Here is an 11,527-nt window from a genome sequence, read left to right as displayed (position 1 = left end):
GTTCGGGGCTCTCTCCATGACTTCCAGATTCGCTGCTCTCATCGTCCTTCTGGCTGCGCTCCTTGGCGCGACTGCCGCCCATGCGCAGAGCGCCGACGGGACCTGGCTGACCCAGGCCGGCGATGCGCGCGTCAAGATCAGCAAATGCGGCGGCGGCATCTGCGGCAATGTCGTCTGGCTGCGTGAACCCCACGACACCGCCACCGGCCAGCCCGCCACCGACAGCAAGAACCCCAATCCCGCGCTCGCCAGACGCCCGATGATCGGCTTGCCATTGTTCAGTGGCATGCAGCCTTCCGGGCCGAACAAATGGTCGGGCCAGATCTACAATGCCGATGACGGCAGCACCTATGCGAGCAGCGTTACGGTGACATCAGCGGATTCGCTGCGGGTCGAAGGCTGCGTCGGCGCGCTCTGCGGCGGCGAAACGTGGACCCGCGCGGGGCGCTAGCGCTTCACGCCATCATTGCCTTCAGCGCCGTCGCCGCCGAGGCGTAGCCGCCCCGCGCGCCGTCGATGAAATGGACGTGGTCGCTGCGCAGCGCCGACGGGGTGAAGCAGGTCATCATCGCGGCGTCCTGCTGGTGGAGCCCGTAACGCACGATGCCGTCGCGCGCGGCAGTCGCGAGGCGATCGCTGAGGGCACGCTCGAGTTCCGGCGTACAGTCGAGGATCATGCGCAGGCCGTCGTCGTATTTTCGGAAATCGGAGTTCTCCACGACCTGCCGCTTATAAAGCTTCGGCACGAAGCCGCCGACCTTGAGATCGAAGCGCATGATCAGATAGACGAACAGCGTATAGGCCAGCACGCTGGCGCGGCGTGCGAGCAACGGACCTCCGCGCTTGGTGCGCGCCTCATAGTCCAGCCCCTGCGGCGGCCATGTCAGCGGCGGACCTTGCGGCGGCACGGGCCGACCGGCATCCGGGCTGCGTTCGACGAGATGGATGATGTCCTCGATCACCTTGCGGAATGCCGAGGGATCGGCGCCTTGGGCCGGCATCACCAGCACCGACAGGATCAGGCCGCGCGCAGCCGGAATCACCTCGAACCGGCAGGACAGGCCGGAGAGATCGGGCTGCGTGCCCGCGGGCGCTTCGGTGATCGCAAACTCGCCGCGCTTCATCGCGGCGTCGGCCCAGGCGAGCCCGCCGCCAGAAAACATCGCATAGGACAAATTGGCCGACGGACCGAAGCGCGCGACGCGCACGTCGAGGCCATGCGCGCGAATGGCGCTCACCGGCACCAGCGCGACGCGCATCCGCAAGTCGAGATCTTCCCGCACCCAGGTCGCGGTAGCAGCCAAAGCCTCGCGGGCCAGTTCGAGATCATTAGGCGCGACCGCAAAACTCGCGCCGTCGCCGCCGAACACGAAGGGAAATTCGCGTCCATCCAATGCGTTCGTCACCGCCGCGATCACGGCGGCACCGGCCATGTTCACCGCCTTGTAGCGCTGCGCCGCGATGGCCTTGGTCGAATCCACGATGTCGGCAACGCCGATGCTCCAATCGTCCGGCAGCGGCGAATACAAAGCTGGGTCCATCAGGCTGGTGAAGCCGCGAAAGACCGGAATGCCGCTATAGAACGCTGATGTCATCGGATGATGCCGGATGGTTGGGACGCACGTCCAAAAGACATACGTAGCAGAATCGATCCGGGTTCGCCGGAGCGCACTCTTGCAACCATTGGCCGAAATGGACCCGGACAACAATACGAGGGCGCGCTGCAATGCCACAGAAGGTCATTGATCGGCATCAAACAGCGGGCCGCAAATGGCGTCTAGTCTCGATGATCTCACATGGTTGCGCGGGAACATCGACGTGTCCGACTTCGACGGGAAGGACTCCATCGCTCCGGTACGCCGGCGCACCGGGCGTGACCCCATCAGCGCGGTGAAGATGCCGGAAAGCCTGACCGCGGCCGTCGATAATTGGGCCGAAGCCCATCACCTGTCGCGCTCGGATGCTATCCGCACGCTGGTCGAGCTGGGCCTGAAGGTCGCTCCCCCGGCACTCCCGCCAGGGCAGCCGCTCGCCTCGGATGCCACCAGGATCGAAGAGCTCGCAGTGCATGAACTCGAGGGGTTGCTCGATCCTGCGCTGTCTGACGACGAACGCGAGCGCCGGATCCGCCGTCTGACCGACGGCCCGCCGGAGTTCTCACACGAACGGATTGACCTGCCGAAGCACCGGACCTGAATATCTAGTGCAGCTTCTCGTCCCGACGCTTACGCAGCTCGGAGGCAGGTATGTCGTGGCAGCCGACAAGACGCACGAATTTCTGCGGATACATTTCGTAACCGTGGTCACCGGAATTCTGATGAGACATCGGCTGGCAGTGAATGGGCTGGCCGTGAACGTCGCTTTGCTGTGCGGAAGACGGCTTTGCCGACGCCTTGTCCGGGCTCGAAGCGGTCATGGACTGCTCCCTATCGATTAGGGCAGATCGATTGACGTAAGCCAATCGATTGCGCGGCATCTTACGACCAAATCCGGACGATGTCATTGCGCCGGATCAATGCAATTGTGGCGATGGAGTTCCGCCTACGCCGTGTTGCCCGCGTCGACCGTGAACACGCTACCCGTCACGTTGCGGCCGCCCTCGCCCAGCAGATATTCCACCATGCGCGCGACGTCGTCGGTCTCCGGCAGGCGCCGCAGCGCGCTGCGGCCGGCGATGCGCTTGCGGCTATCTTCGGAGAGATTATGCGTCAGCTCGGTGTCGATGAAACCGGGCGCGATCGCGTTCACGGTGATGCCGAGCTTGCCGACCTCGCGCGCGAGCGAACGGGTGAAGCCTGTGGCGGCGGCCTTGGTCGCACCGTATACGGAGAGGCCGTTATAGCCGGTGGTCGCGATGATCGAGGAGATGTTGATGATGCGACCGGCGCCGTCGGCCATCATCTGGCGCGCCACATATTTGGTGAGAATGATCGGCGACAGCACGTTGAGCTGTACCAGCGCCTCGATCTCGGAATTGTGCATGGTCGCGAGCAGGCCTTCGGTGCCGAGGCCGGCATTGTTGACGAGGCCGTAGATCGGGCCGAATTCATCGCGCACGAGTTTGGCATAGGCGGGGATCGCGTCGATCACGGCGAGGTCACAGGCGCGGAAATGCAGGCGCCCTTCCGACCCGGCGATCGCCGCCGTGAGCTCGTCGCTCTCGCGCCGCGCCGCCGCGATCACGTTGTAGCCGGCATCGACAAGCCGCCTGCCGATCGCAAGGCCGATGCCGCGGCTACCACCGGTGACGAGGACATTATGCATCGGTGCGCGCCAGTTTGCCGGCCGGGGTGACGTCGAGCGCCTCGACGAAGCGGATCACCGCCGGCACCTTGTGGGACGCGAGCTGTGCGCGGCACTGATCCAGGATCTGGGCGCGGATCTCTTTCGCGCGCGCCGGATCGGTGCCATCGGCGAGGATCACGTCGGCAACGACGATGCCGCCGGTGATCGGGCTCTTGCGTGACTTCGCCCGCGACATCCGCACGTCGGGATGACGGTTGATCACGGCTTCGATCTCTTCGGGGTGAACTTTCAGCCCACCGATATTGATGATGCCGCCGCGGCGGCCGACGAAATAGTAGCGGTCGCCGCGCAACTCGACGATATCGCCGCTGTCGACATACCCGTCTGCATCGGTGAGCGCAGCCGCGTCGCGGCCGATATAGGCGTGCGCCGAGCGCGTCGAACGGATGCGGAGCGAGCCGTCGACGACCTTCATCTCGACGCCATTGCGGTTGCCGAGATAGTCCGCCGGAAAGCCTTCCAGCCCGTCATTGACGGCAAAGCCGACGCCGGCCTCGGTTGATGCATAGGCGTGGCCGACGGAGGAATTCGGGAACGCCGCTTTCAGGCCGTCCAGCACCGCCTGATCGGCGATCTCGCCGGAGAGGCGGACGTAGCGTGGCGCGAACTGCGCGGCCGAGCCGCTCATCAACAGCTTGCGCCAGTGCGAGGGCGTGCCGGAGATGTGGGAGACGGCGCGCGCGTTCAGCCGCGTGACGTGATCGCCGAGCGCCTCATGCGGATCGGACAGCACCATCGAACCGCCGGAGAGGACGGCGCGGAGGAATATCTGCAGGCCGCCATAGCGGCGGATGTCGTAGAAGGTTGCCCATACCGGCGCGGGTCCACGCGCCGGGCCTTCGGCGACGATGGCGCCGGTGAGCGCTTCCAGCGTATGGCCAACGATCTTCGGCACGCCCGACGTGCCCGAAGTGAGCATCAGCCATTCCGTAGCGCGTTCAGTCCTGGCCGGTGTGGTAGCCTGAGGCGGCAGTTGTGCGGTGACGACCAGCGGCACGCCGGTCGCGGCCCAGCGATCGGGCTCGTCGGTGACGACGGCATCGATCCCGGCATCCGCCATTAGCGCATCGAGATGCGCGGGGTTGAGATCGGGCGGGCACAGCAGCATGCGGCGGGCAATACCGTCGAGCTCGATCATGGCAAGGCCCGATCGGAGCTGGTCGGATACTTTCAGCAGCACCGCGCGGCCGGACAGCTCGCTCAGGCGGCCACCCAGGACCGTCTGCGACAGGATATCCGTCAACGACACGACATCGTGCGCATCCGACAGCGTGCGGCCCGTCAGCTCCGCGCCGAGATGGTCGCGAAGCGCAAAGATCTCACGCGGGGACATTTTCGTAGGCCCGCACGAAATCGCCCACGGTGGCGGGAAACGCTGCGTCCTCGGAGATGGTGAAGGGATCGACGCCGGTCTCGTCCTCGAGGCGCGCCACCAGGATGGCGAAGGCGAGCGAGTCGAAGCCCGTCTCGTGCAGGGACAGATCGTCAGAGAGTGCGGGAAGCGCGACGTGCTGCTCCTTGGCGATCTGCTGGATCGCTTCGATGACCTTAGACCGTACCGACATGGCTGGCTCGCTTCTGTTGTCGTTCGTGTTGCGGCGGTTCTTGATGACCGCCTCCCTTGGCCGTTTGTTTACCCGACAGAAGTAAATGGCTTCTTGGACAATTCGGATAAAATTGGACCTATCTCCGAATATTCGTGCGATCAGAGCCGGATCCTGCCCTCGTTGATTTGCGCATATGTCTCCGCGTCCAGCGCGACATAGGTGCCGGCCTTCGGGTCCAGCATGAACAACGGATCGGCCAACACGCCCGGATCAAATCCCTCGCGCGCGAGTTCGCCTTTTTTCTGCTTGAACGTCTCGGTCGCATCGAGCTCGCGCGAGATGCGTATGAAGACGGGATGAGCATAGGCCGGCAGGCGCTGTGCGAGATGGGCGGGCAGCGCCTCGAGGACGAAGCCCTCGTTTACCACGATCGCACTCATGCCGGCGCGGCCGTCGGTGCCGGAGATGCTCACGCCGTAGGTGGTGGCGTCGATCACGCCGCTGAAGTCGCGCACGGCGTCATTGACTTCCGAAGTCGCGACGTTCTCGCCCTTCCAGCGAAAGGTGTCGCCGATGCGGTCGACGAAGTGGAAGAAGCCCTTCTCGTCGAGCCGCATCAGATCGCCGGTGCGGAACCAGGAATCGCCCTTGGCAAAGACATCGCGCAGGATCTTCTTCTCGGTCTCGCTCGCCTCGGTGTAGCCCTCGAAGCGGCCGCCGCCCTCATCCGCCGTGCCGATGCGGCCTATCGCTTCGCCGGCTTCGCCGCGCGCGCAGGGGATACAAAACCCCTCTGCATTGCGCAGCGGCGCACCATTATCGGGGTCGAGCTTGACGAGGCCTGCAGGGAAACGATGCGCGAGCAGCGGCGGAACGCGGCCGATCGCGCCGGGCTGGCCCTCGACGTTGAACAGCGAGAAATTGCCTTCCGTCGCCGCGTAGAATTCGAGGATGCGCGGAATGGCGAAACGCGCCTGAAAATCATCCCAGATGTCACCACGCAGGCCGTTGCCGCAGACGAGCCGCAGGCGATGCCGGTTCTCGTATTCCGACGGCGGCGCCTTGAGCAGATAGCGGCAGAGTTCGCCGATATACTGAAACAACGTACAGTCGTGGCGCACGATGTCGGGCCAGAAATTCGAAGCTGAGAATTTTTCCGCGATCACCACCGAGCCGCCGGCGGCGAGCATGCTGCATGGCGCGACGATGCCGCCGACCGAGTGGAACAGCGGCAGGCAATCGTAGAGCCGATCCTGCGGCGTCGCGCCGGTAAGGCCGGCGAACCAAAAGCCCCAGTTGAGGATGCGGCGGTGGCTGATGCTGGCGGCTTTCGGCAGGCCGGTCGTCCCGGATGTGTAGATCAGCAGGGCCCGGTCGTCGATGGTGACGTCGCCACGCTCGTCCGGCGAAAGCGGCCCGTCATCAAGCGCGGCAAGCGCGACATCGATCGCGCGCTCGCAGCGAGCATCGCCATGGGTCCAGACCTTTGCTTCCGTCTTCAGGTGCGGCGACGCGTCGTCCAGCGCATCCTTCAGTTCGTGCGCGACGATGATGTGAGCGGGCCTTGCGACACCGATGCAATGCGCGAGCGACCGGCCGACGAGCTTGGTATTGATCAGCGCGACCACGCCGCCGACCCGACTGATGCCGAGCCAGGCCGCCACATAGTCGATGCCGTTCGGCATGATCAGCGCGACAGTATCGCCCTTGGCCACACCGGCCGAGCGCGCCCACCGCGCATAACGATTGATGCGTCTTGAAAGCCCCTCATAGTCGAGGCTCGCGTCATCGGAGGCCAGCGCGATGCGATCGGGCTGGCGCTGCGCCCAATCGTCAACGACATCGGCGAACAGCCGGCCCGGCAACGTCTCGATCCGTGCGGTGAACTCGATCGCCTTCAGCCAGATTTTCGAAGCCGAAGGTGCGCGCGCGGCTTTCGGTTGCTCGATGACGCCGGTTGTCATGCCGTTCATTCTTTCGGAACGTGTCTGCTGGTTCCGGCAGCTTAGCTCGCACGCCCTGCCCAGGTGTTAAGAGACAAGGTAAAACCGGGTTAGTGGGTGATTAACTCTAGTCATCCTTTACCAAACCGGTGGGATGGGCGTGCGCAGTCTCGCAATCCTTGCGATAGCAAAGCTAGTTATCGGGGCGCTGCGCGTGCCTCCTTGCCCGCTTGCGGCGCGAGGTGAATTGGAGAGCATGATGATCACCAAGCGACATTTCATTCAGGCTGCGGCCGCTGCGGCAACCGTGCTCGCCACGCCACGCGCCTTTGCGATCGGGAATCCCTCCTATCCCTCGCATAGCGTGAAATGGGTGGTGCCCTATGCGCCGGGCGGGGCCACCGACGTGCTGTCGCGGCTGCTCTGCCAGCGCCTCTCCGACCGGCTCGGCCAGACCTTCGTCGTCGAGAACAAGCCTGGCGCCGGCAGCAATATCGGAACGCAGGCGGTGATCACGTCCGCCCCGGATGGTCACACGCTGCTGTTGACCTCGACCGCGAACGCCATCAACGCCTCGTTCGATCCGGCGCTGCCGTATGATTTCGCCAGGGGGATCGCGCCGGTCGCCGGCGTCGCGCGAATTCCGCTGGTGCTGGTCGTCAACAACGACCTGCCGGTGGCCAGCGTCGCCGACTTCATTGCCTACGCCAAGGCCAATCCCGGCAAGATGTCGATCGCCTCTTCCGGCATCGGCACGTCGCTGCATCTCTCCGGCGAGCTGTTCAAGTCGCTGGCCGGCGTGCAGTTCACCCACGTGCCCTATCGCGGCTCGGCACCCGGATTGACCGACGTGATGAGCGGGCAGATCCAGGGCATGTTCGACAACGTCACTTCATCCTTCGAGCTCGTGCGCGCCGGCAAATTGCGTGCGCTCGGCGTCACCACGCGCGAGCGTTCGGAGATTTTGCCGGACGTACCGTCGATCGCGGACACGCTCAGCGGCTACGAGACGAGCTCATTCTACGGCGTCGGCGCCCCGCATGACACGCCGCGCGAGATCGTCGACCTGCTCAATCGCGAGATCAACGCCGCGCTGTCCGATGCGGAGATCAAGTCCCGCATCGCCGGGCTCGGCGCAATCCCGCTGCACGGCAATTCTAGCGAGTTCGGCCGCATGCTGACGGCGGAAACCGACCGTTGGCGCAAGGTGGTGGAGCTGTCGGGGATCCAGAAGCAATAGCAAGCGGGCCTCGCGACGCTAGGTGACCTCGGGGAAACGGGCTATTCTTTCTGCGGCGTTGTTCTGGCTACGAAAGGAAAGCGACCCGTGGCTCTCGATCCCTTAGAGTTTCCTGTCCGGGCCGCGCCTTTCGAGCAGCCGCTGACAAATTTCGCCCGCCGAGTGAAGGGCGGACAGGCCAGGTTGGTCGCGCTCGGCTCGTCGACCACGGCAGGCGAAGGGGGTATTGCGCCCTATCCGCAGCGGCTGCTGTCGGACCTTCGGATAAAATTTCCAAACGTCACAATCGAGGTGATCAACCGCGGCGTCGGCGGCGAAGATGCTCGTTTGGAGTTGAATCGGTTCGAGCATGACGTCTTCGATCTGAAGCCCGATCTGGTGATCTGGCAGGTCGGTACCAATTCAGTGTGGCAATCCGCCGGTCCCTCGTTCGAGGACACCACGCAAGCGATCCGCGAGGGTGTTGACCGGCTGCTCGACACCAAGCAGATCGATGTGATCCTTATGGACCTTCAATATGTGCCGGCGCTGCTGACACCGGCCAAGGCCAGGAAGGCGAGCGCCATGGTCGAGGCAATCAGCCAGATCGCGCAGGAGACGCGCGTCAACGTCTTCGGCCGTTTCGCGCTGATGAAGGGCTGGCATGATGTCGCCGGGATTTCGTTCGACCGGATGGTCGACCCGGGCGACGACGACAGGCTGCACGCAAGCGACTGGACCACGGACAAGATGACGTGGCAATTGACCAACGCAATCGTCGACGTTGTCAACATGGCGCCGCCCTCCTAAAAGGCACGCGGCGGCTCATCCGCGATGCCCCACGGACCGCCGGGAGGTAATTGCCCAGCGCTATCCGCCTCGCTGATGGCGCAAGCGCTGCGGCGGTGCATTGAACGGATAATACGGATTGAGATCGCAGCTGGCGGAGCGGCCTGAAGCGGTAGCTTGGCACTGCGGCACTGAGGTGAAGGAGCAATCATACCACTCCCCGCCACCGCCGTTCGCGCCGGAATAGACGTGCATGCAGACGGGATAGCGCGGATCGAAGGTCTGCGCATGCGACGGCGCGACCGTGAGCAGGGCACCGACAGTTATGATCAGGCCGAATAAGCGACGCATAAGAATTCCCCCTGAAAGCCGCATTGCGGATCGCTAGTGCACGTTCTTGTGGCGCCGGCGCGGCGGCGGGGGTTGGTCGAACGCATAGTAGGGATTGACGTCGCAGCTTGCCGAGCGGCCCGAAGCAGTGGCGCGGCACTGCGGCAGCGAGGTGAAGGAGCAATCGAAATAATCGCCGCCGCCCCCGCCGAAGCCGCCGGGCGTATAGACGTGCATGCACACCGGGTAACGCGGATCATAGGTCTGGGCGCTGGCATCTGCCGCCACGAACAGCGTGGCAATCGCGGTGAGGGTCAGGATCGGCAAACGCATGGAAAAATCCTCGAATCTGTCATGTCGGCGGCCCAGATGCCGGCCACCTCGTATGGCATAACACCACGGCAGAGGCGACCGTTCCTGCGCGTAAATGACGGCAAGGTGAGTGCGGTGCACTGCGCCCGCTACGCGCCGAGCCCTTGCAACACCAGCCGGTTCAATCTTGCCGCAAACGCCGCAGGGTCTTCCGGCAGTTCGCCGTCCAGGATCTGCGCCTGTTCGAGCAGGAGCAGGCTGAGATCGTCGACCGCCTTCGAGCCGGCCTGAGCCTTCGTGATCGCCGTGACCAGCGGATGGCGCAGATTGATCTCGAGGATCGGCTTCGTGCGCATGCCGCGGTTCTGCTGGGCCAGGATGCGCTCGAGCTCGCGGCTCGGGCCCTGGCTGTCGGCAACAAGGCAGGACGCGGAACTGGTGAGGCGCGTCGATGCCTTGACATCGCTGACACGCTCGCCGAGCGCGGCCTTGATCACCGCGATGGTGGCGCCCTCGTCGGCGGCCGGCTCGTCCTTCTTCGCTTCGTCCGCCTCGTCGACGCGCGGGATCAGGTCGAGATTGAGATCGCCCTGGCTCAGCGACTTCAGCGGCTTGCCGTCGAACTCCGATGGCATCGAGGTCCAGAAGGCGTCCACGGGATCGGACAGCAGCAGCACTTCGATGCCACGCGCAGTCGCCGCCTCGAGCCGGGGACTCGACTTCAGGCGCTCGATGCTGTCGCCGACGAGATAGTAGATCTCGGTCTGGTTCGGCTTGAAATCGGCGATGACGTCCTTGAGCGAGCGCTTCTCGCCCGAGGTCGTGGTGAAACGCGACAGCGCGAGCAGCTTTTCGCGGCGCTCGAAATCCTCGTAGATGCCTTCCTTCAGCACCGCGCCGAAGGCCTCCCAGATCTTCGCGAAGTTCTCCGGATCCTTCTCCGCAAGGCTTTCGAGTTCGGACAATACGCGGGTCGCCACGGCCTTGCGGATCTGTGCGAGCTGCGGATTGTTCTGAAGCATCTCGCGGGAGATGTTGAGCGGGAGATCCTCGCTGTCGACGACGCCGCGGATGAAGCGGAGGTAGCCCGGCAGCAGATCGGCATCGTCGGTGATGAAGACGCGGCGGACATAGAGCTTGACGCGTCCCTTGCGGTTCGGCTCGAACAGGTCGAACGGCTTGGTCGAGGGCGCGAACAGCAGCACGGCGTAGGAGTAACGCCCCTCCGCGCGATAATGCAGCGTCATCGCGGGATCGTCGAAAGCGGAGGCGATCTGCTGATAGGCCTTCTTGTAGTCTTCCGGCGTGAGCTCGGACTTCGAGCGTTGCCACAGTGCGCTTGCAGAATTGATCTGGCGCGGTTCGCCCTCTTCAGGCACGAGCTCGATGGGGAAGAGGATGTTGTCGGAATACGCGCCGACGATGCGCTCGATCTCGTAGGCTTCGAGATATTTCTTCGCATCGTCCTTGAGGTGCAGGACGATCTCGGTGCCGCGTTGCACGCGGGCCGCATCCTCGTCGCTGGCACGCGCGATCTCGAAGCCCGACCCGCCTGTGGACGTCCAGGTCCAGACGTCGCTCTCGCCGGCACGGCGGCTGACCACGACGATCTTGTCGGCGACCATGAAGGCGGAATAGAAGCCGACGCCGAACTGGCCGATCAGGCCAAGTCCATCCTTGGCCTCCTTGAGCTTCGACACGAAGGCCTTGGTGCCCGAGCGGGCGATGGTGCCGAGGTGGTCGATCAGCTCCTGCCGCTCCATGCCGATGCCATTGTCAGCAATCGCAAGCGTTCCGGCCGTCTTGTTCGGAATGATCCGGATCTTGAGCGCGTCGCCCTCGCCCAGCAGCGCTGGACTCGCGATGGCCTCATAGCGCAGCTTGTCGCAGGCGTCCGATGCGTTGGAGACGAGCTCGCGCAGGAAGATATCGGTCTCGGAATAGACGGAGTGCACCATCAGGTGCAGAAGCTCGGAAACCTCGGCCTGGAAGGGCTGCGTATGCACAGCCGTGTCTGACGTCGTCATGCGTTTACCCGGTCAATCGAAAGGGAAAGAAACCCGGGATATAACGCGAGGGGG

At 64.2% G+C, this 11,527-nt stretch carries 13 protein-coding genes; 4 read left to right on the top strand and 9 right to left on the bottom strand.

Annotation, left to right across the window (positions count from 1 at the left end; translation table 11 throughout):
• Positions 1–16: 16 nt before the first annotated feature.
• Complete coding sequence (locus ACVIN2_RS24995; protein ID WP_247462933.1) at positions 17–451, top strand: DUF2147 domain-containing protein; 435 nt, start codon at positions 17–19, stop codon at positions 449–451.
• A 4-nt stretch (positions 452–455) separates the two neighbouring features.
• On the opposite strand, the gene ACVIN2_RS24990 is transcribed toward ACVIN2_RS24995, so the two are convergent.
• Positions 456–1,595: a DUF3095 domain-containing protein gene (locus tag ACVIN2_RS24990; RefSeq protein WP_456767595.1), complete on the bottom strand. Its 1,140-nt coding sequence runs from the start codon at positions 1,593–1,595 to the stop codon at positions 456–458.
• A gap of 175 nt (positions 1,596–1,770) precedes the next feature.
• Here ACVIN2_RS24990 and ACVIN2_RS24985 point away from each other — a divergent pair, with 175 nt between their 5' ends.
• A complete protein-coding gene (locus ACVIN2_RS24985; RefSeq protein ID WP_456767594.1) occupies positions 1,771–2,196 on the top strand; it encodes a ribbon-helix-helix domain-containing protein in 426 nt (141 codons plus the stop codon).
• Positions 2,197–2,200: 4 nt separating this feature from the next.
• Here ACVIN2_RS24985 and ACVIN2_RS24980 read toward each other — a convergent pair whose 3' ends face one another.
• The 5 genes from ACVIN2_RS24980 to ACVIN2_RS24960 form a co-directional block, all read right to left on the bottom strand.
• Positions 2,201–2,416 carry a hypothetical protein gene (locus ACVIN2_RS24980; RefSeq protein ID WP_456767593.1) on the bottom strand — a complete coding sequence of 72 codons (216 nt, stop codon included), beginning with the start codon at positions 2,414–2,416 and terminating at the stop codon, positions 2,201–2,203.
• A 125-nt stretch (positions 2,417–2,541) separates the two neighbouring features.
• The gene (locus ACVIN2_RS24975; RefSeq protein WP_456767592.1) at positions 2,542–3,264 is read right to left on the bottom strand and encodes an SDR family NAD(P)-dependent oxidoreductase; all 723 of its coding nucleotides are present in this window, start codon (positions 3,262–3,264) and stop codon (positions 2,542–2,544) included.
• A complete protein-coding gene (locus ACVIN2_RS24970) occupies positions 3,257–4,639 on the bottom strand; it encodes a class I adenylate-forming enzyme family protein (RefSeq protein ID WP_456767591.1) in 1,383 nt (460 codons plus the stop codon). The genes ACVIN2_RS24975 and ACVIN2_RS24970 overlap by 8 nt, the downstream gene beginning before the upstream one ends.
• On the bottom strand, positions 4,626–4,871 hold the full coding sequence (locus ACVIN2_RS24965) for an acyl carrier protein (protein WP_007597226.1): 246 nt from the start codon (positions 4,869–4,871) through the stop codon (positions 4,626–4,628). The genes ACVIN2_RS24970 and ACVIN2_RS24965 overlap by 14 nt, the downstream gene beginning before the upstream one ends.
• A gap of 140 nt (positions 4,872–5,011) precedes the next feature.
• Positions 5,012–6,826 (bottom strand): long-chain-acyl-CoA synthetase, encoded by a 1,815-nt coding sequence (locus tag ACVIN2_RS24960; protein ID WP_456767590.1) that lies wholly within the window; start codon positions 6,824–6,826, stop codon positions 5,012–5,014.
• A 229-nt stretch (positions 6,827–7,055) separates the two neighbouring features.
• Here ACVIN2_RS24960 and ACVIN2_RS24955 point away from each other — a divergent pair, with 229 nt between their 5' ends.
• Both ACVIN2_RS24955 and ACVIN2_RS24950 read left to right on the top strand, forming a co-directional pair.
• Positions 7,056–8,036: a Bug family tripartite tricarboxylate transporter substrate binding protein gene (locus tag ACVIN2_RS24955; RefSeq protein WP_456769799.1), complete on the top strand. Its 981-nt coding sequence runs from the start codon at positions 7,056–7,058 to the stop codon at positions 8,034–8,036.
• Between the two features lie 87 nt (positions 8,037–8,123).
• On the top strand, positions 8,124–8,825 hold the full coding sequence (locus ACVIN2_RS24950) for an SGNH/GDSL hydrolase family protein (RefSeq protein ID WP_456767589.1): 702 nt from the start codon (positions 8,124–8,126) through the stop codon (positions 8,823–8,825).
• Between the two features lie 60 nt (positions 8,826–8,885).
• On the opposite strand, the gene ACVIN2_RS24945 is transcribed toward ACVIN2_RS24950, so the two are convergent.
• The 3 genes from ACVIN2_RS24945 to htpG form a co-directional block, all read right to left on the bottom strand.
• Positions 8,886–9,155, bottom strand: a complete 270-nt coding sequence (locus ACVIN2_RS24945; protein WP_456767588.1) for a DUF3551 domain-containing protein — start codon at positions 9,153–9,155, stop codon at positions 8,886–8,888.
• Between the two features lie 33 nt (positions 9,156–9,188).
• Positions 9,189–9,467, bottom strand: a complete 279-nt coding sequence (locus ACVIN2_RS24940) for a DUF3551 domain-containing protein (RefSeq protein ID WP_456767587.1) — start codon at positions 9,465–9,467, stop codon at positions 9,189–9,191.
• A gap of 128 nt (positions 9,468–9,595) precedes the next feature.
• Positions 9,596–11,473: a molecular chaperone HtpG gene (gene htpG / locus ACVIN2_RS24935; protein ID WP_456767586.1), complete on the bottom strand. Its 1,878-nt coding sequence runs from the start codon at positions 11,471–11,473 to the stop codon at positions 9,596–9,598.
• Positions 11,474–11,527: the final 54 nt, after the last annotated feature.

This window comes from Bradyrhizobium sp. USDA 3650 (genome assembly GCF_054057395.1).
Note: the sequence above shows the minus strand (reverse complement) of the source record. Positions and strands in the feature narration are given on the sequence as shown.

Coding starts and splice junctions, on each gene's coding strand:
- ACVIN2_RS24995 (WP_247462933.1), top strand. CDS start 17: ATGACTTCCAGATTCGCTGCTCTCATCGTCCTTCTGGCTGCGCTCCTT.
- ACVIN2_RS24990 (WP_456767595.1), bottom strand. CDS start 1,595: ATGACATCAGCGTTCTATAGCGGCATTCCGGTCTTTCGCGGCTTCACC.
- ACVIN2_RS24985 (WP_456767594.1), top strand. CDS start 1,771: ATGGCGTCTAGTCTCGATGATCTCACATGGTTGCGCGGGAACATCGAC.
- ACVIN2_RS24980 (WP_456767593.1), bottom strand. CDS start 2,416: ATGACCGCTTCGAGCCCGGACAAGGCGTCGGCAAAGCCGTCTTCCGCA.
- ACVIN2_RS24975 (WP_456767592.1), bottom strand. CDS start 3,264: ATGCATAATGTCCTCGTCACCGGTGGTAGCCGCGGCATCGGCCTTGCG.
- ACVIN2_RS24970 (WP_456767591.1), bottom strand. CDS start 4,639: ATGTCCCCGCGTGAGATCTTTGCGCTTCGCGACCATCTCGGCGCGGAG.
- ACVIN2_RS24965 (WP_007597226.1), bottom strand. CDS start 4,871: ATGTCGGTACGGTCTAAGGTCATCGAAGCGATCCAGCAGATCGCCAAG.
- ACVIN2_RS24960 (WP_456767590.1), bottom strand. CDS start 6,826: ATGAACGGCATGACAACCGGCGTCATCGAGCAACCGAAAGCCGCGCGC.
- ACVIN2_RS24955 (WP_456769799.1), top strand. CDS start 7,056: ATGATCACCAAGCGACATTTCATTCAGGCTGCGGCCGCTGCGGCAACC.
- ACVIN2_RS24945 (WP_456767588.1), bottom strand. CDS start 9,155: ATGCGTCGCTTATTCGGCCTGATCATAACTGTCGGTGCCCTGCTCACG.
- ACVIN2_RS24940 (WP_456767587.1), bottom strand. CDS start 9,467: ATGCGTTTGCCGATCCTGACCCTCACCGCGATTGCCACGCTGTTCGTG.
- htpG (WP_456767586.1), bottom strand. CDS start 11,473: ATGACGACGTCAGACACGGCTGTGCATACGCAGCCCTTCCAGGCCGAG.